This is a genomic window from Mesorhizobium sp. M0848, assembly GCF_040319805.1.
GTDB lineage: Bacteria > Pseudomonadota > Alphaproteobacteria > Rhizobiales > Rhizobiaceae > Mesorhizobium.
On record NZ_JAMYOM010000004.1, the window covers coordinates 226180 to 244613 of the forward strand.

Genomic DNA, 18434 nt, shown 5'->3' on the forward strand with positions numbered 1-18434 from the left:
TTTTCCGGGGATTCGGGGGCTTTCTGCATGTGCGGTATCGTTGGAATCGTCGGCCACTCGCAGGTTGCGCCGCTCATTGTCGATGCGTTGAAGCGGTTGGAGTACCGTGGCTATGACTCGGCCGGCGTTGCCACCATCGAGCATGGCCAGCTTGCCCGCCGCCGCGCCGAAGGCAAGCTGATCAACCTCGAGCGCCGGCTCAAGGACGAGCCGCTCGACGGCACGATCGGCATTGGTCACACACGCTGGGCGACGCATGGCGTGCCCAACGAGACGAATGCGCACCCGCATTTTTCCGACGGCGTCGCCATCGTCCACAACGGCATCATCGAGAATTTCGCCGAATTGCGCGAAGAACTTATCCGCGACGGCTATTCTTTTTCGTCGCAGACCGACACCGAGGTCGTGGCGCATCTGGTGGCGCGCGAACTCGCCAGGGGGCTGAAGCCGGTCGAAGCCGCGCACCAGGCGCTGAAGCGGCTGGAAGGGGCCTTCGCGCTGGCCATCATGTTCAAGGGCGATGAAGACCTGATCGTCGGCGCGCGCAACGGTCCGCCTTTGGCCGTCGGCCATGGCGATGGCGAGATGTTTTTGGGCTCCGACGCCATCGCGCTCGCACCGTTCACCAATTCGATCACCTATCTCGAAGATGGCGACTGGGCGGTGGTGCGCCGCGACGGCGTTACCATCTTCGACATCGACGGCACAAAGGTCGACCGCAAGCGCCAGCAGTCGCTTTCGACCAGCTTCATGGTCGACAAGGGCAACCGGCGCCATTTCATGGAGAAGGAAATCCATGAGCAGCCCGAGGTCATCTCGCACACGCTGGCGAATTATCTGGATTTTGTCGGCGGCGTCTCCAAGCCGCTCGACCTGCCTTTCGATTTCGCCAAAATCGACCGGCTGGCGATTTCGGCCTGCGGCACCGCCTATCTCGCCGGCCTGATTGGCAAGTACTGGTTCGAGCGTTACGCGCGGCTGCCGGTCGATATCGATGTCGCTTCGGAATTCCGTTACCGCGAAATGCCGCTGTCGAAGAACGATGCCGCCTTCTTCATCTCGCAATCGGGCGAGACCGCGGACACGCTGGCCTCGCTGCGCTACTGCCGCAAGGCGGGGATGAAGATCGGCGCCGTCGTCAATGTGCGGGAATCGACGATGGCGCGCGAATCCGACGTCGTGCTGCCGACGCTGGCGGGACCGGAGATCGGCGTTGCCTCGACCAAGGCGTTCACCTGCCAGCTGTCCGTGCTGGCATCGCTTGCCGTGCGTGCCGGCGTGGCGCGCGGGACAATCTCGAAGGAGCAGGAAAAGACCTTTGTGCGCGAGCTTTCGGAAGCACCGCGCTATGCCAATCAGGTGCTGAAGCTCGACCATCAGATCGAAAAGATCGCGCGCGACCTCGCGCACTATAAGAACGTGCTCTATCTCGGCCGCGACACCAATTTCCCGCTGGCCATGGAAGGCGCGCTAAAACTCAAGGAAATCTCCTATATCCACGCCGAAGGCTATGCCGCGGGCGAGCTGAAGCATGGGCCGATCGCGCTGATCGACGAGAACATGCCGGTCATCGTCATCGCGCCGCACGACCGCATTTTCGAGAAAACCGTGTCGAACATGCAGGAAGTGGCGGCGCGCGGCGGCAAGATCATTCTCATCACCGACAGCAAGGGCGCGGCGCTGACGAGCGTCAAGACGATGGAGACGATCGTGCTGCCGGACGTGCCGGAAATCATCTCGCCGATCATCTACGCGCTGCCGATCCAGATGCTCGCCTATTTCACCGCTGTCTTCATGGGCACCGACGTCGACCAGCCGCGCAATCTGGCGAAATCGGTGACGGTGGAGTAGGCCTCATCCTTCGTCATCCACGGGCGGAGCGGGAGCGAAGCTCCTGCGCAGACCCGAGGATCCATTCCGTGACGGTGGTGGCGGATCAAGCGGTGCAGAACTTGGCGCTACCACCCAGTCCCGCGGAAAAGTTCGGATTGGCCTTTCCGATCAGTTCGATCTTACATTGACGGGGCCAACGTTTCAGCGACTTCTCGCGCTGGATCGCATCGGATCGTTTGTGACGCCAATATAGATGGTGCCGCGTTTCCGGCTCGCAGTTAAATAGACATAGCCCGTCATGAACGAAGTATAGCGACCGAAGGATCCGCCGATCATCTTGAGGGGTTGCATTCTTCGGCCGACGTCACGGAATGGATCCTCGGGTCTGCGCCGCGTCGCTTCGCTCCTTGCTCCGCCCGTGGATGACGAAGGGGAGGGATGTTTCGGCTAATCGCGAACGTATGCTGCTTCCGTTTGGATTGCTTCGCTGGAAGCGGCGGCATAATCGGCTCTTTAAAAACTTCGCAGTTCCAAAGCTTCGTCCGGTTCACTAATGTTGCGCTGCAACCCGCGCCTCCGGTGAATCATGTCCGACGCTCCCAAGACTTCCGGCGTGACCCGGCTGAGGAACTATTTCCTCACGGGCTTCATTGTCTGCGCGCCGCTGGCGATCACCGCCTACATTGCATGGTCTTTCATCGGCTGGGTCGATTCCTGGGTGAAACCCTATATTCCGGCCCGCTACAGCCCTGACACCTATTTGTCGTTTCCGGTGCCGGGGTTCGGGCTGATCGTGGCGCTCATCCTGATCACGCTGATCGGCTTCCTGACGGCAAACATCGTCGGCCGCGCCATCGTCAATTTCGGCGAGCGCCTGCTTGGCCGCATGCCGCTGGTGCGGGGCATCTATGGCTCGCTGAAGCAGATTTTCGAGACCGTGCTGTCGAACAAGGGTGACATGTTCCGCCAGGTCGGGCTGGTCGAATATCCGCGCAAGGGTGTGTGGTCGCTGGTGTTCGTCGCCAGCGAGAAGGAAACCGAGATCAACCAGAAGCTTGACCAGGAAGGCGATCCGCTGATTGCCGTGTTCATGCCGTGCACGCCGAACCCGACCACCGGATTCCTGATGTATGTGCCGAAGTCGGACATCGTGCTGCTCGACATGACGATCGAGGACGGCGCCAAGCTGATCGTCTCGGCCGGGCTGGTGGCGCCCGAGGTCAAGCAAATGGTTGTCGTGAATGGCGAGCCGATCGAGGGAATGCTCGCCAACCCGTCGGTTGCCGCCCTGGCTCAGCCGGCGCGCAGGAGCCGCACGGCCTCGTCGCGGCCGAACAAATAAAGCAGCAGGCGCAACGCCTCGCCTCGGTCTGATTGCAGCTCCGGATCACGCGACAGGATCAGCCTGGCATCGTCGCGGGCGGCCTCCAGAAGGTCGGCATGCGCCTCGATGCGCGCCACCTGGAAACCCGGCGTGCCGGACTGGCGGGTGCCCAGCAATTCGCCTTCGCCGCGCAGCCTCAGGTCCTCCTCGGCGATCAGGAACCCGTCCTCGGTCTCGCGCATCACCGACAGTCGGCGTTTTGCGGTCTCGCCGAGCGGGTCCTTGTAGAGCAGCACGCAGGAGGAGGGCTTGTCACCACGCCCGACCCGGCCGCGCAACTGATGCAATTGGGCGAGGCCGAAGCGCTCGGCATGCTCGATGACCATGACGGTGGCGTCCGGTACGTCGACGCCGACCTCGATGACCGTGGTGGCGATCAGGATGCGTGTCTCGCCCTGCTTGAAGGCGCGCATCGCCTCGTCCTTCTCGGCACCCTTCATGCGGCCGTGAACGAGACCGATGCGATCGCCGAACAATGGTTTCAGCGAGGCGAAGCGGTCTTCGGCCGACATCAGCTTGATTTCTTCGGATTCCTCGACCAGCGGACAGATCCAGTAGATCTTCTGGCCGCCGGCGACGGCGTCCACCATGCGGTCGACCAGTTCGTCGAGCCGCTCGAGTGGCAGCGTAACGGTACGGATCGGCTGGCGGCCGGCCGGTTTTTCCGTCAGCTTCGATACGTCCATGTCGCCGAAGGCGGTCAGCACCAGCGTGCGCGGGATGGGAGTGGCCGTCATCACCAGCATGTCTGGCGCGTCGCCCTTGGCGGTGATGGCAAGCCGCTGATGGACGCCGAAACGGTGCTGCTCGTCGATCACGGCAAAGACCAGATCGTGGAACATGACCGTCTCCTGGAACAGCGCATGGGTGCCGACGACGATGTCGATCTCGCCGCTTGCCAAGCCGGCCAGCGTATCAGCGCGTTCGCGGCCCTTCTCGCGGCCCGTGAGGATGGCGATGCGCAACCCGACCTTGGCGGCAAGCGGCGTGATGGTCGCCAGATGCTGGCGCGCCAGGATTTCGGTCGGTGCCATCAAGGCTGCCTGGCCGCCGGCCTCGACAGCCCGCGCCATGGCCAGCAGCGCGACGACCGTCTTGCCGGAGCCGACATCGCCCTGCAGAAGCCGCAGCATGCGCTCGGGATCGGCGAGGTCGGCATTGATTTCGGCTAGCGCGAACTCCTGGCTCGATGTCAGCGAATAGGGCAGTGCGGCTCGCAGTTTTTCGACGATGCGGCCGTCGCCGACCAGGGGGCGGCCGGACAGGCGGCGGACTTTTGCCCGCACCAGCGCCAGCGAGACCTGGCCCGCCAGCAGCTCATCATAGGCGAGGCGCCGCCAGGCAGCGCCATCGACGGAGACATCGATCGGGTCGGCCGGATTGTGGATGCGGGCAAGCGCGCCGGCAAAGGAGGGAGACGTGTGGCGGCGCATGAAAGCGCCCTCCTGCCATTCGGGAAATTCGGGCACACGCGCCAGCGCCTGGCCGATCGCCCGGCGTAGCACCTTGCCCGAGAGCCCGGCTGTCAGGGGATAGACCGGTTCGACCAGCGGCAGGTTTTCCGCCTCGCTGGCCAGCGCGATATGGTCGGGGTGGACCATGCTCGGGCGGCCATTGAACCATTCCATGCGGCCCGAGACCACGACATGCTCGCCCTCGGGCATCGCCTTTTCGAGGTAGGAAGCGTGAGCATGGAAGAAGGTCAGCGCGATCTCGCCGGTGTCGTCATGGGCGAAGACCCGGTAAGGCACCGACCTGTTGCCGCGCGGCGGCGGCTGGTGGCGGTCGATGCGCACCTCCAGCGTCACGATCTGGCCCTCCGCGGATCCTGCGATGCCCGGCCGGCTGCGGCGGTCGATGACGGTGTGCGGCAGCACGAACAGAAGGTCGCCCGCGCGGGCGGGGCGGTCACCGAGGTCGGCCGGGACGACTTTTTCTATAAGCGCGCCGACTTTCGGCCCGACGCCGGCAAGCGAGGTGATCGGGACAAACAAGGGATCGAGGATGGAAGGCCTCATCTGAGAGAAACCATGCGGTGTCTGCGCTCATCCCCCTCTGGCCTGCCGGCCATCTCCCCCTCAAGGGGGGAGATTAGCAGTTCCGACCTCGCCGCCCGCCTTGCGCAGTTGGAAATTGGCGAAAGCAGTCGTGCCATACGATCTCCCTTCTTGAGGGGGAGATGTCCGGCAGGACAGAGGGGGGTGCTAGCGCCGATACTGTCAGGAATGTTCGTCACACCGAGATGTTAGATGCCAACCGGGCCGTTGCAAGGCTGACAGCCCCTTCTATCCACGCTATATGCGCCCGCAGCAAGCAAGGATGCGGCACGATGACCGGAACGACGAGATCAAGCGAGGGGCTCGACGTCCGCCGCCGCAAGCTTCTGTTTCGCTCCTGGCATCGCGGCCTTCGCGAGATGGACCTGATCCTCGGCACCTTCGCCGACGCCGAGATTGGAGCCTTGACCGGGGAGGAAATCGACCAATATGAGAGGCTCCTCGACATTCCCGACACCGAATTCCTGCCCATGGTCACCGGCGAACGCCCGGTCCCGGCGGATATCGATTGTGCCGTCCTGCAAAAGATCCTGGCTTTCCGCCATTCCATGACATTTTGAACAACGACATTCTGAACGACGTGATTTCATGAGCCTCATTCCCACTATCGGCCTGCCGAAAGGCCGTGCCGGCCAGTTCATCGTCGACGGCGTCGCCGACGGCTACGAAGCCTTTGCGCTGGTGCAGGCGGCACTCGAGATCGCGCCCGACAAGCCGGTGCTGTTCGTGGCGCGCGACGGCCAGAGGCTGCCGGCGATCATCGAGGCGCTGTCCTTCGCGGCCCCGGGCCTTCCCGTGTTGGAACTGCCGGCCTGGGATTGCTTGCCTTACGACCGCGTGTCGCCCGGCTCGGACGCCGCCGCCAAGCGCCTCGATGCGCTGACCGCCATGATCGCTCTGGCGAAGAAGCCGCACCGCGCAGTCATCCTCACCACCGCCAATGCGCTGCTGCAACGCATTCCACCGGCCGAGCTGGTCGAGGCACAGACTTTTCATGCCAGGCCCGGCAACCAGGTCGACATGAACGCGCTGGTGTCGCGGCTGGAAACGTCCGGCTTCGAGCGCGTGCCGACGGTGCGCGGTATCGGTGAATTCGCGGTGCGGGGCGGCATTCTCGACCTGTTCGCCCCCGGCTGGACCGAAGCGCTCAGGCTCGATTTCTTCGGCGACACGCTGGAATCGATCCGTGTCTTCGATGCCGCCACGCAGCGCACCACCGGTCAACGCAAGTCGATGGCGCTGCAGGCGATGAGCGAGGTGGCGCTGACGCCGGAAACCATCAGCCGTTTCCGCCGCTCCTATATCGAAGCCTTTGGCGCTCCACAGCGCGATGACGGGCTCTATGCAGCAGTCAGCGAAGGCAGGCGGTTTGCCGGCATGGAACACTGGCTGCCGTTTTTCTATGAGCGGCTGGAGACGGTGTTCGACTATCTGCCTGACACGCCTGTCATCTTCGACCATCTGGCGCATGAGGCGCTGGCCGAGCGCCACACGCTGATCCTCGACCATTACGAGGCGCGCAAGAAGCAGGCGGACGGTGCCTTGAAGGACGCCGTGCCCTACAAGCCGGTCGCACCGGACCTGCTCTATCTCTCCCCGGAAAACCTGATTGCCTCGCTAGGGCCGCGCGAAGCCATCGACTTCACGCCATTCGACACGCCCGACGTTGGCGCCAAGAAGGTCTATCACGCCGGCTCGCGCCACGGCCGCAGCTTCGTCGAGGAGCGCGCCGATCCGAACGCCAACGTGTTCGATGTCGTCGTCAAACACATCGCCGATGAGCGCGCGGCGCGCCGCCGCGTCGTCATAGCCGGCTGGACAGAAGGCTCGCTCGACCGGCTTGGCCAGATCCTTGCCGAACACCATCTCGGCAACCTCAAGCAGGTGGCGACGCTGGCTGAAGCCGAAAAGCTCGAACCGGGTCAGGCGGCCTTGGCCGTGCTGCCGCTCGAATCCGGCTTCGAAACCGAAAAACTGGTCGTCGTTGCCGAACAGGACATTCTCGGCGACCGGTTGATCCGGCGCTCGAAACGCAAGAAGCGTCCCTCGGATTTCATTGCCGAGGCCTCGGCATTGTCGGCCGGCGACATTGTCGTCCACGCCGACCACGGCATTGGCCGGTTTATCGGGCTGCGCACCATCGAAGCGGTCGGTGCACCGCATGACTGCCTGGAAATCCACTATGCCGGCGACGACCGGCTGTTCCTGCCGGTCGAGAACATCGAACTCCTGTCGCGCTATGGTTCTGACACAGCCGAGGCGACGCTGGACAAGCTTGGCGGCGGCGCCTGGCAGTCGCGCAAGGCGCGGCTGAAGAAACGCCTGCTTGACATGGCCGGGCAGCTGATCCGCATCGCCGCCGAGCGGCAAATGCGCTCCGCACCGCCACTGGTGCCGGCAGAAGGCCTCTATGGCGAGTTCGCGGCCCGCTTTCCCTATGAGGAGACCGACGACCAGCAGACGGCGATCGACTCGGTGCGCGACGATCTGGCCGCCGGCAAGCCGATGGACCGGCTGATTTGCGGCGATGTCGGCTTCGGCAAGACCGAAGTGGCGCTGCGCGCTGCCTTCATCGCGGCGATGGAAGGCTTTCAGGTGGCGGTTGTGGTGCCGACGACATTGTTGTCGCGCCAGCATTTCAAGACCTTTTCGCAGCGTTTCTCCGGCCTGCCGATCCGTGTCGGCCAGGCGTCGCGGCTAGTCGGCGCCAAGGAACTGGCCGAGACCAAGAAAGGTATCGCCGAGGGCCAGGTCGACATCGTCATCGGTACGCATGCGCTGCTCGGTTCCGCAATCTCGTTCAAGAACCTTGGCCTGCTGATCATCGACGAAGAGCAGCATTTTGGCGTCAAGCACAAGGAGCGGCTGAAGGATTTGAAGACCGACGTGCACGTGCTGACGCTGTCGGCGACGCCGATCCCGCGCACGCTGCAACTGGCGTTGACCGGGGTGCGCGAACTGTCGCTGATCGCCACGCCGCCGGTCGACCGCATGGCGGTGCGCACCTTCATCTCGCCCTTCGATCCGCTGGTCATCCGCGAGACGCTGCTGCGCGAGCGCTATCGTGGCGGCCATTCCTTCTATGTGGTGCCGCGCATCAGCGATCTCTCGGAAATCCATGATTTCCTGAAGGAATCCGTGCCGGAGTTGAAGGTGGCGGTGGCCCATGGCCAGATGCCGCCGGGCGAACTCGACGACATCATGAATGCCTTCTACGACGGCCAGTACGATGTGCTGTTGTCCACGACCATCGTCGAATCCGGCCTCGACATCCCGACCGCCAACACGCTGATCATCCATCGCGCCGACATGTTCGGCCTGTCGCAGCTTTACCAGTTGCGCGGCCGCGTCGGCCGCTCGAAGGTGCGCGCCTATGCGCTGTTCACGCTGCCGGCCAACCGCAAGCTGACCGACACCGCGGAGCGGAGGCTGAAGGTGCTGCAATCGCTCGATACTCTGGGCGCCGGCTTCCAGCTCGCCAGCCACGATCTCGATATCAGGGGCGCCGGCAATCTTCTCGGCGAAGAGCAGTCCGGCCACATCAAGGAGGTCGGCTTCGAGCTCTACCAGCAGATGCTGGAAGAGGCTGTCGCCGAGGTGAAGGATTCCGGCGAGGTCCAGGATGGCGGCTGGTCGCCGCAGATTGCCGTCGGCACGGCGGTGATGATCCCGGAAAGCTATGTTCCGGACCTGCAGCTTCGGCTGGCGCTTTATCGCCGTCTCGGCGATCTCGAGAACACCGAGGAAATCGACGCTTTCGGCGCCGAGCTGATCGACCGCTTCGGCCCGCTGCCGGAAGAGGTCAAGCATCTGCTCAAGATCGTCTTCATCAAGGCGCTCTGCCGCAAAGCCAATGTCGAGAAGCTCGACGCCGGGCCGAAGGGCGTCGTCATTCATTTCCGCAAGCGCGAATTCTCCAACCCGGTTGGGCTCGTCCGGTTCATCGGCGAGCAGGGCTCGCTGGCCAAGATCCGGCCGGACCACAGCGTCGTCTTCGTACGCGATTGGCCAACCCCCGAGAAGCGATTGGCGGGCTCGGCGGTGGTCATGACGCAGTTGGCGCGGCTGGTGGAGAAGGCGGCATAGCCCGCCCGGACCATTCGCCAGCGCTTGAATTCCGGTCTAGAATAGGAAATCGGCTTCGTGTATGGAGCCGCGATCCCCAAATGGGGGCGGGGAATGGCGGAGTATAGGCCGCTGGAAAGAGCGTTGGGTGCAGCGATGACGAAATGGTCGCCGAATTCGTGGAGAGCAAAGCCGATCAAGCAGGTCCCTGCCTATCCGGACCTTGCCGCGCTGAAGAACACGGAGGCCCAGCTCGCAACCTTTCCGCCGCTGGTTTTTGCCGGTGAGGCGCGCAAGCTGAAGAAGCAGCTCGCTTCTGTCGCCGCCGGTGACGCATTCCTCCTGCAGGGCGGCGATTGCGCCGAGAGCTTCGCCGAGCATGGCGCGGACAACATCCGCGACTTCTTCCGCGTCTTCCTGCAGATGTCCGTGGTGCTCACCTTCGCCGGCGCGCAGCCGGTGGTGAAGGTCGGCCGCGTTGCCGGCCAGTTCGCCAAGCCGCGATCGTCCGACAACGAGACCAAGGGTGAGGTGACGCTGCCCAGCTATCGCGGCGATATCATCAACGGCATCGAATTCGACCCCAAGTCGCGCATTCCGGACCCCGCTCGCCAGGAGATGGCGTATCGCCAGTCGGCGGCGACGCTCAACCTTTTGCGCGCCTTCGCGCAAGGCGGCTATGCCAGCCTGGAGAATGTGCACCGCTGGATGCTCGGCTTCGTGTCCGACAGTCCGCAGGGCGAGAAATACGAGTCTCTTGCCAACCGCATCACCGAGACGATGGACTTCATGAAGGCCGTCGGCATCACCTCGGAAACCAACTACGCGCTGCGCGAGACCGATTTCTACACCAGCCACGAGGCGCTGCTGCTCGGCTATGAGGAGGCACTGACGCGTGTCGATTCGACCTCCGGCGACTGGTACGCCACCTCGGGTCACATGATCTGGATCGGAGACCGCACCCGCCAGCCCGACCATGCGCATGTCGAATATTGCCGTGGCATCAAGAACCCGCTCGGCCTGAAATGCGGTCCGTCGCTGACGCCGGACGGCTTGCTGGAGCTGATCGACCTGCTCAATCCCGAGAACGAGCCCGGCCGGCTGACGCTGATCGCCCGCTTCGGTTCCGACAAGGTCGCCGACCATCTGCCGAAGCTGGTGCGCGCGGTGCAGAAGGAAGGCCGCTCCGTGGTGTGGTCGTCGGATCCGATGCACGGCAACACGATCGAGGCCGCCGGCTACAAGACGCGGCCGTTCGACCGCATTCTGAAGGAGGTGCAGACCTTCTTCGAGGTGCACCGCGCCGAAGGCACGCATCCGGGCGGCATCCATGTCGAGATGACCGGCAAGAACGTCACCGAATGCACCGGTGGCGCGCGCGCCATCACCGCCGAGGAGTTGCAGGACCGCTACCACACCCATTGCGATCCGCGTCTTAACGCCGACCAGGCGATCGAACTGGCGTTCCTGGTCTCGGATCTGTTGAAGAAGAGCCACCCGGTGCAGCACAAGCAGGTTGCCAACGGCTGATTTTCGCGCAGTCCGAATAAGATCCACGAAAGGGCGTCCGAGAAATCGGGCGCCTTTTATGTCTGCGCTAGTCCAGTGTTCCCGGCACCAGCGGGCAGGGACTGTCAGTCCTTCTTGTAGAGCAGCCAGCTCTTGCCGGCCCGGGGGCCTGCCATCGTCGAGTGCCTGGTGACGCGGTTGCGGCCGCTGACCTTCGAGCGATAGAGCGCCCGGTCGGCCTTGGTGTAGAGATCTTCGGGTCCTTCGGCTTCGGACGCCATGCAGATACCCATCGAGACGGTAACGGTGCCGTAATTCGTACCGGTCTGGCTGCTGGTGAACGGCGTCTGCGCGATCAGGGCACGAATACGCTCCGCGACGTCATAGGTGGCGTCCTCGCTGGCGCCCTCGATGATCAGCGCGAACTCCTCGCCGCCGGTGCGGGCGACGAACATGTCGCCGCGAATGCTGGTCTGGAAAATATCGGCGATGCTCTGGATGATCTTGTCGCCGACCGGGTGGCCATAGCGGTCGTTGATATCCTTGAAGCGGTCGATGTCGACAAGAACCAGGGCGTTGAACAGGATACCCCTGTTGCTGTTGTAGATCCTGGTGATCTCCTTGTCGAAGGCGCGCCGATTCCAGATATGGGTCAACGGATCGGTGTCGGCCAGCCGCTTATACTCCTCAAGCTTCGACTTGACGCTCTCGAGTTCGGCCGTCTTGTCGCTGAGCGTCGAGGCCACCTGCCGGCCGTGATCGATCGTCGAATTGGTGGCAACCGCCATGGCGTTGGCGATCTTCTGCAGGAGATCCTGAGAGAGAAGGCTGCGGCCGCTGAGGCCGCTCGATGTCTCATCGAGGATCCTGCCGTATTTCTCGATGTGGCTGCGCTCGCTCCGCAGCAACGAAGCAACCTCCTCGAGCTCCCTGGCGATGACGTCTCTGGCATGCTCGACGATGCCCGGACCATGGTTGTGGGCAAAGAAAGTGCGCCCGATCTGGTCCAGTTCATCTTGTGTCGGCCGGCTGCTCAGCGAAACGACGGCGAGGCTGAGTTCGCGATTGGTGCCGCTCAGCGCCTCGTAGAAAATCTCGTAGTTGCGCGGCAGGCTGAGCACGCCCAGCTGGCGCATTGTGGCAACGACACTGGCCGCGATGTCGGTGCTTCGTTCGGTCGGAAGAGCTGCCGGCTGCATTTTTGATTCTTCCCCTCGGATTCCGCTGTAGAATTCGCGGGTTCCCTTTGTCGCCGACCTGGGGAATGCGACCGACTCCAGAACAACTTGCAAAGGGATGCGTCCCCACCCACGACCTTCGCTTGCCATGACCATAAATGCGCCAGCGCTAAAGTTTCCTTAATTTGCCGAGATTCCACAGTTTTTCTCTACCTGCGGCTGTAAAAGCTTAAATTTGCGCACCCAATAATCGAAAACGACGCCAGTTTGGTGGCTTTGAATCCGAAATTCGCGCATCGCGCTCTTGAAAATGAAACCGAATTTCGGATTCACCACGCCAGTACATGTCGCATTTGCTTGCGTGTGGTCGTCGCAAAGCTGGAATCCTGACGACGATGCTGAGGCAGAGTTTTCCTCGAGGAGGTCGAAATGAGCGACAATCACACGGGATCGTGTCTGTGCGGAGCGGTTCGCTTCAAAACGCACGGAGCGCTGCGTGGCGTCGTCTATTGTCATTGTTCGCAATGCCGCAAGCAGAGCGGACATTTCTATGCCGCGACCAATGTTGCCAACGCCGACATTGTGATCGAGGGCACGGAAAGTATCACCTGGTACGAAGCCTCTACCTTCGCCAGGCGTGGGTTCTGCAAGGCATGCGGATCGGTGCTGTTCTGGAAGCCGCGAGACCAGGACTACGTTTCAGTCATGGCGGGATCGTTCGACAAGCCGACAGGTCTTGAGGGGGAATGCCATATCTTCGTCGGTGACAAGGGTGACTACTATTCGATCGACGACGGGCTGCCGCAGTTTGAAAAGTCGACACCGTCCATACCGGTTGCTGAATGAATCTTGGACAAGTCACCTTATTCCATTGATCTGGCCAGCCATTGCATTATCCCGTGCCGGTGATTCGCAAAGGGGTTTGGCATGCAGCGGCTGATCGATGCTTATTTCAATTCGGTGCGGGCGTTTCGCAAGCTGGCCACCAGCGAGAAGGCTTTCCAGCAGGAGCTGATGCTGCTGGCGCTTGCCTTGCCGCTCGGCTGGTTCGTTTCGATCTCGTGGCGCGGTTATGCTTTGCTGATCGGCGCCGTGCTGCTCTTGATCATGGTCGAAGTGCTGAACACCGGCATCGAGGCGGCATGCGACGCTTTCAGCCGCGAGTTCAATGTCGATATCCAGTTGGCCAAGGATTGCGGTTCGCTGGCGGTGCTGATTTCGGTGCTCATCGTCGCCGGCGTCTGGGGTATCGCGATTATCGAGCGGATTACGGGACTACCGATCTAGCCTTTCGATGCCTACATGCCAGTCACCAAAGGAGACTGTCATGTCCGAAGCCACGAGCTTTCTGCTTCTTGAGCGTGCTGGCCTGCCAGACGATCTGCGCTGGCTCGTCGAAAAATACCCGCGTGAAAACTGGCAGGACCATGCCAACATCCATGGCATCGCCAATATGTGGCTGCAGCGGCACGACATGTTCCGCGAACTTGGCGGCATGCTGGCCAACGGTATTGGGGACTACCGTGAGGGACGGCTGACGGCGCCTGATTTCGCGCGCTGGTTCGCGCCGCGCCTCGATCATTTTCTTGGGCATCTCGACGGTCACCACAATGTCGAGGATTATCAATATTTTCCGGTCTTCGCCAAGGCCGAGCCCCGTTTGAAGCGCGGCTTCGAGATTCTCGATGCCGACCATCACACCATTCATGAAGGGCTGGAGCGCAATGCCGAGGCGGCCAATGCGTTCATCAAGACGCTTCAGGAAAACGAAGACAGACAGCGCTTTGCCGCCGACGCCTATGCCGACGAAAACAGCCGGCTGATCGCCATGCTGACAAGGCATCTTGCCGACGAGGAAGACCTGATCATCCCGCTGATCCTCGATCGGGGGGATCAGGCGCTCGGCGTGGATTGACGATCAGTCCTCCCTGGCGCGTTCCTTCCTGGCGATGTGACGGGCGACGAGCCATGCCAGAACGGCCACGGTCAGGCCGATGCCAAGCCCGATCAGCAACCGTTCGTGATGCATCAACGCCTGGCCGATGACGTGCTCGGCTCCCAGTCCAAAGACATAACCGATCGTGCCGAACAGTACCGCCCAGACCGCCGATGAAAGCGCGTTGAGGATGACGAAGCGCGGCGCGGCAATGTTGGAAAGCCCGGCTGCAATGCCGCCGACGAGGCGCATGCCGTAGATATAGCGGTTGGACAGCACGAAAATGTCGGGATGGGTGTTGAGCAGCCGAAAGGCGCGGCGGAAGCCGGGCCGTTTGCGCAATCTGACGACATAGGGATGGTCGGCGAAGCTTCGTCCGAGGATGAAGAAGAAAGTATCGCCGACGAAGGCGCCGAGCGCGGCCGCAAGAACCGCGTGCCACAGGACGAAGACCTGCTGGTGGGCGAAGAAGCCGCCAAGGATGGCGGCACTTTCGCCCTCCGCGACGCAACCGATAAAGACCGCGAGCAGCCCGTATTGTTCGATGAAATGATGGATTGCGTCGGTCATGAAGCCGACTGCTGCGAAGACAGCCTTTCGTCGATCCGCTTGACCATTTCGGTCAGCTGCACGATCTCGTCGCGCATACCGAGAATCTGGCCGTGGCGCAGTTCATCCAGCTTTTCATGCAGCGCCATGATCTCGATCTCGGCTTTCAGGTTGACCTCGTAATCGTGGGCGGCGTCGATGCGGTCGCGTTCGGTCTGGCGGTTCTGCGCCATCATGATCACCGGCGCCTGCAAGGCGGCGACCATCGACAGAACGAGATTGAGGAAGATGAACGGGTAGGGATCGAAGGCGTCACGCGACAGCAGCCAGACATTGCCTGATGTCCACAGGATCAGAAAGGCGATGAAGGTCAGGATGAAGGACCATGACCCACCGATGCGGGCGATCGTGTCGGCGAGCCGGTCGCCGAAGGTCTGGTGGAAGGCGACGGCCTTGTTGGTGTCGCGCGAGATGGTGGTCCGTTCGAGCGTCGATTGCAGCACCCGGCTTTCGAGCTGGCTGAGGCCGTCCGGCCGCCGCTTGAGCCAGCGGTTCGCCAGGTCGTCGATCGTCTTGTTCATGGCCATCTCCAGGGTCTTTGGCTTGCCGTAAGAGGTAGAGGCTGCCGGCTCACACGGGAAGTGTTAGATTGATTCCAGTTGCCGAGGGACCAATGGCCGATTTCAAGAAAATTCGCGCACGCGCCGCAAAACGCAAGGGCGGCGAAGAGGAACTTACGTCGCTGCTGGGTCCGGCGCCTGACAATGCCGCCGTGGCTGACATCGCCGATGACCGCATTCTCTCTGTTATGGCCGAACGCGTCTTCGCCGCTGGTTTCGTCTGGCGCGTCATCGAGCAGAAATGGCCGGGCTTCGAGGAGGCGTTTCTGCGCTTCGAGCCGAAGCGGCTGTTGTTCCAGCCCGATGATTTCTGGCACGATGTGACGGCGGACCAGCGCATCGTGCGCAACCCGCAGAAGATCAGATCCGTGCGCGACAACGCTGCCTTCGTCGAGCGCGTGTCGAAGGAATATGGCGGTTTCGGCCAATTCCTCGCCAACTGGCCGGCTGACGACCAGGTCGGGCTGATGGCCTGGCTCGGCAAGCATGGCAGCCGGCTGGGCGGCAATACGGGCCAGTATTTCCTGCGCTGGCTGGGTTGGGATGCGTTCGTCATCTCGGGCGATATGGCCGCGGCGTTGCGCGACGCCGGCCTAGACATCGCCGAAAGCCCGACTTCGAAGAAGGACCTGGACAAGATCCAGAGGCAAATCAACCAATGGGCAGCGGAGACGCATCTGCCGCGCCGGCATATTTCACGCATCCTGGCGATGTCGATCGGCGAGAACCATTCGCCGCAAGCGCTGCGCGAATATATGGGCGACGACTGATACCTGGTCGTATCGCCACGATTGAAGTACGTTGATCGGTCCGTACACGGTTGACGTATGTCAATCGGTCCGAATTGGTCCAAACGAACGCCATTGCCCGGGCAATTTTGCCGCGCTAAGTCAGCAGGCATGACCAAGAAGCTCGACATCCTGCGCATCGCCGTCGCCCAGCTCAATCCGACTGTCGGCGACATATCAGGCAATCTCGCCAAGGCCCGCGAGGCGAGGGCGGATGCCGCACGTCAAGGCGCCGATCTCGTGCTCTATACCGAGCTTTTCCTCGCCGGCTATCCGCCGGAGGATCTGGTGCTGAAGCCGGCCTTTTTGAAAGCCTGCGAAAAGGCGGCACAGGATTTTGCCGCCGACACCGCGGATGGAGGTCCCGGCGTCATCATCGGCACGCCGTTGAAGCGCAAGAGCGGCACGCACAATTCGATCGTCTTCGCCGATGGCGGCAAGATCATCGCGGAACGTTACAAGCTCGATCTGCCTAACTACGGCGAGTTCGACGAGAAGCGCGTCTTCCAGGCCGGACCCGAGATCCAGGGGCCGGTCAATTTCCGCGGCGTGCGCATCGGAGTTCCGATCTGCGAGGACATCTGGGGCGATGTCGATATCTGCGAGTCGCTGGCCGAAAGCGGGGCGGAAATCCTGCTGGTGCCGAACGGCTCGCCCTACTACCGCGCCAAGATCGATGTCCGCCACCAGGTCGTCATCCGCCAGGTCATCGAATGCGGGCTGCCGATGATCTATGCCAACCAGCTTGGCGGCCAGGACGAGCTGATCTTCGACGGCGCCTCGTTTGCCATTGGCGCCGACAAGACGCTTGCCTTCCAGATGAGCCAGTTCGAGGAAGCGGTCGACGTCACTACATGGAAACGCCAGGGCGATCACTGGGTCTGTTCCGAAGGGCCGATGTCGAAAATTCCGGACCGGGAGGAGGCCGACTATCGCGCCTGCATGCTAGGCCTGCGGGACTACGTCAACAAGAACGGCTTCAAGAATGTGGTGCTTGGTCTGTCCGGCGGCATCGATTCGGCGATCTGCGCGGCGCTCGCCGTCGATGCGCTCGGCGAGGAACGCCTGCGCGCGGTGATGATGCCCTACCGCTACACCTCGAAGGACTCGCTGAAAGATGCCGAGGATTGCGCCCGGGCGCTCGGCTGCCGCTACGACATCGTGCCGATCTTCGAGCCGGTCGAAGGGTTTCTGCACGCGCTGACGCAGATGTTCGAAGGCACCAAGGAAGGCATCACCGAAGAGAATCTGCAGAGCCGCGCGCGCGGCACCATCCTGATGGCGATCTCCAACAAGTTCGGCTCGATGGTCGTCACCACCGGCAACAAGAGCGAGATGTCGGTCGGCTACGCTACGCTCTATGGCGACATGAATGGCGGCTTCAATCCGATCAAGGATCTCTACAAGATGCAGGTCTACGCGCTGTCGCGCTGGCGCAACAGCCACGTGCCGCCGGGCGCGCTTGGCCCCTCGGGCGAGGTGATCCCGAAAAACATCATCGACAAGGCGCCATCGGCGGAATTGCGCGAGAACCAGACCGACCAGGATTCGCTGCCGCCCTATCCGGTGCTGGACGATATTCTCGAATGCCTGGTTGAGAACGAGATGGGTGTCGACGATATCGTCGCGCGCGGCCATGACCGGGCGACAGCGACGCGCATCGAGCACCTGCTCTACATCGCAGAATACAAGCGACGGCAGGCGGCGCCGGGCGTGAAGATCACCAAAAAGAATTTTGGCCGCGACCGCCGCTATCCCATCACCAATCGTTTCAGGGATCGCAGCTAAGTACCGAAAGCGCGCGGCGGTGCGGCCGGAGACAGCCATGCCCGATTGTGAAATCAGCTTCGACATGTCACGGATCGATTTCCGTGCGACATCGGACCTGTTGATGGCAAGCTATTGGGGCGCCGGACGCACTGATGAAGTCCATCGCCGCGCCTTTGCCAATTCACTGTGCGTCGGTGCCTATGTCGATGGCAAGCAAGTCGGCTTCGGCCGCGCGATCACCGACCGCACGGTATTCGCCTATCTCGCCGATATCATCGTCTGGCCGGAGAATCGCGGGCAAGGCATAGGCAGCCGGCTTGTTCAGGCCCTGATCGGCCATCCGGAGGTCAGGACCGTTTTCCATTGGAGCCTGTCGACCAGCGATGCCCATGGCATGTATGAAAAGCTCGGGTTCAAGCCATCAACCGATGGCCGCTACATGCGCTTCGATCGCGTTCCTGAATGAGGCGCGGCTTGCCCGCCATTGTTGCAAAATAATCGCAGTGGTTGGACCAGATACGCTTTTGGCGTCAGCCCGTCTTGGCGATGCATCGAAGCGTCTCTATAAGGACCCCTCCGCAATTGTCTTGCGGGAGGTCCGAATGGCAGTATTTCACATGGAAGTGCGAGGCCGCGAAGCCTAGGTCTCATCCGGCGCTCCGCGAAGGTTTCCCCTTCGTGCTGATGCCGGATCGAGCACAGGCTTATGCCGATGCCGATCGCCGCCCGATTATGGGCGATACGC

General features: G+C 62.2%; 15 protein-coding genes. 11 read left to right on the forward strand and 4 right to left on the reverse strand.

Features of this window, described 5'->3' with window-relative positions; all coding sequences use genetic code 11:
- The first annotated feature begins 27 nt into the window (after nt 1–27).
- Entirely contained in the window at nt 28–1851 is a 1824-nt protein-coding gene (glmS, locus tag NKH95_RS06415) for a glutamine--fructose-6-phosphate transaminase (isomerizing) (protein ID WP_352673672.1), read from the forward strand.
- Between the two features lie 568 nt (nt 1852–2419).
- The gene (locus NKH95_RS06425) at nt 2420–3175 is read left to right on the forward strand and encodes a DUF502 domain-containing protein (RefSeq protein ID WP_027036784.1); all 756 of its coding nucleotides are present in this window, start codon (nt 2420–2422) and stop codon (nt 3173–3175) included.
- Here NKH95_RS06425 and recG read toward each other — a convergent pair.
- Nucleotides 3127–5235 (reverse strand): ATP-dependent DNA helicase RecG, encoded by a 2109-nt coding sequence (gene recG, locus NKH95_RS06430; protein ID WP_352794163.1) that lies wholly within the window; start codon nt 5233–5235, stop codon nt 3127–3129. The two genes, NKH95_RS06425 and recG, sit on opposite strands and share 49 nt — an antisense overlap.
- Before the next feature lie 311 nt (nt 5236–5546).
- Between recG and NKH95_RS06435 the strand changes: the two genes are divergently transcribed.
- The 3 genes from NKH95_RS06435 (at nt 5547) to NKH95_RS06445 (ending at nt 10869) form a co-directional block, all read left to right on the forward strand.
- A complete protein-coding gene (locus NKH95_RS06435) occupies nt 5547–5834 on the forward strand; it encodes a succinate dehydrogenase assembly factor 2 (protein WP_352891207.1) in 288 nt (95 codons plus the stop codon).
- 28 nt (nt 5835–5862) lie between these two features.
- Nucleotides 5863–9360, forward strand: coding sequence for a transcription-repair coupling factor (gene mfd, locus NKH95_RS06440; protein WP_352891208.1), 3498 nt, complete (start codon nt 5863–5865; stop codon nt 9358–9360).
- Nucleotides 9361–9495: 135 nt separating this feature from the next.
- Nucleotides 9496–10869: a class II 3-deoxy-7-phosphoheptulonate synthase gene (locus NKH95_RS06445; protein ID WP_013531905.1), complete on the forward strand. Its 1374-nt coding sequence runs from the start codon at nt 9496–9498 to the stop codon at nt 10867–10869.
- Between the two features lie 104 nt (nt 10870–10973).
- Here the strand turns inward: NKH95_RS06445 and NKH95_RS06450 are convergent, their stop codons facing one another.
- Nucleotides 10974–12047 carry a diguanylate cyclase domain-containing protein gene (locus tag NKH95_RS06450; protein ID WP_023810558.1) on the reverse strand — a complete coding sequence of 358 codons (1074 nt, stop codon included), beginning with the start codon at nt 12045–12047 and terminating at the stop codon, nt 10974–10976.
- Between the two features lie 408 nt (nt 12048–12455).
- On the opposite strand from NKH95_RS06450, the gene NKH95_RS06455 reads away from it, so the two are divergent.
- From NKH95_RS06455 to NKH95_RS06465, 3 genes are all read left to right on the forward strand, one after another.
- Nucleotides 12456–12872: a GFA family protein gene (locus tag NKH95_RS06455; RefSeq protein WP_023810559.1), complete on the forward strand. Its 417-nt coding sequence runs from the start codon at nt 12456–12458 to the stop codon at nt 12870–12872.
- An 81-nt stretch (nt 12873–12953) separates the two neighbouring features.
- Complete coding sequence (locus NKH95_RS06460; protein WP_023810560.1) at nt 12954–13313, forward strand: diacylglycerol kinase; 360 nt, start codon at nt 12954–12956, stop codon at nt 13311–13313.
- 40 nt (nt 13314–13353) lie between these two features.
- A complete protein-coding gene (locus tag NKH95_RS06465) occupies nt 13354–13941 on the forward strand; it encodes a hemerythrin domain-containing protein (protein WP_352552965.1) in 588 nt (195 codons plus the stop codon).
- A gap of 3 nt (nt 13942–13944) precedes the next feature.
- Here the strand turns inward: NKH95_RS06465 and NKH95_RS06470 are convergent, their stop codons facing one another.
- Nucleotides 13945–14532, reverse strand: a complete 588-nt coding sequence (locus NKH95_RS06470) for a DedA family protein (protein WP_352552967.1) — start codon at nt 14530–14532, stop codon at nt 13945–13947.
- Nucleotides 14529–15092: a DUF1003 domain-containing protein gene (locus tag NKH95_RS06475; RefSeq protein WP_023810564.1), complete on the reverse strand. Its 564-nt coding sequence runs from the start codon at nt 15090–15092 to the stop codon at nt 14529–14531. The genes NKH95_RS06470 and NKH95_RS06475 overlap by 4 nt, the downstream gene beginning before the upstream one ends.
- 92 nt (nt 15093–15184) lie before the next feature.
- Between NKH95_RS06475 and NKH95_RS06480 the strand changes: the two genes are divergently transcribed.
- The 3 genes from NKH95_RS06480 (at nt 15185) to NKH95_RS06490 (ending at nt 18155) form a co-directional block, all read left to right on the forward strand.
- Entirely contained in the window at nt 15185–15901 is a 717-nt protein-coding gene (locus tag NKH95_RS06480) for a DNA-3-methyladenine glycosylase I (RefSeq protein WP_352891209.1), read from the forward strand.
- 129 nt (nt 15902–16030) lie between these two features.
- Nucleotides 16031–17707, forward strand: coding sequence for an NAD+ synthase (locus NKH95_RS06485; RefSeq protein ID WP_023810566.1), 1677 nt, complete (start codon nt 16031–16033; stop codon nt 17705–17707).
- A gap of 37 nt (nt 17708–17744) precedes the next feature.
- Nucleotides 17745–18155, forward strand: coding sequence for a GNAT family N-acetyltransferase (locus tag NKH95_RS06490; protein WP_352891210.1), 411 nt, complete (start codon nt 17745–17747; stop codon nt 18153–18155).
- The last annotated feature ends 279 nt before the right edge of the window (nt 18156–18434 follow it).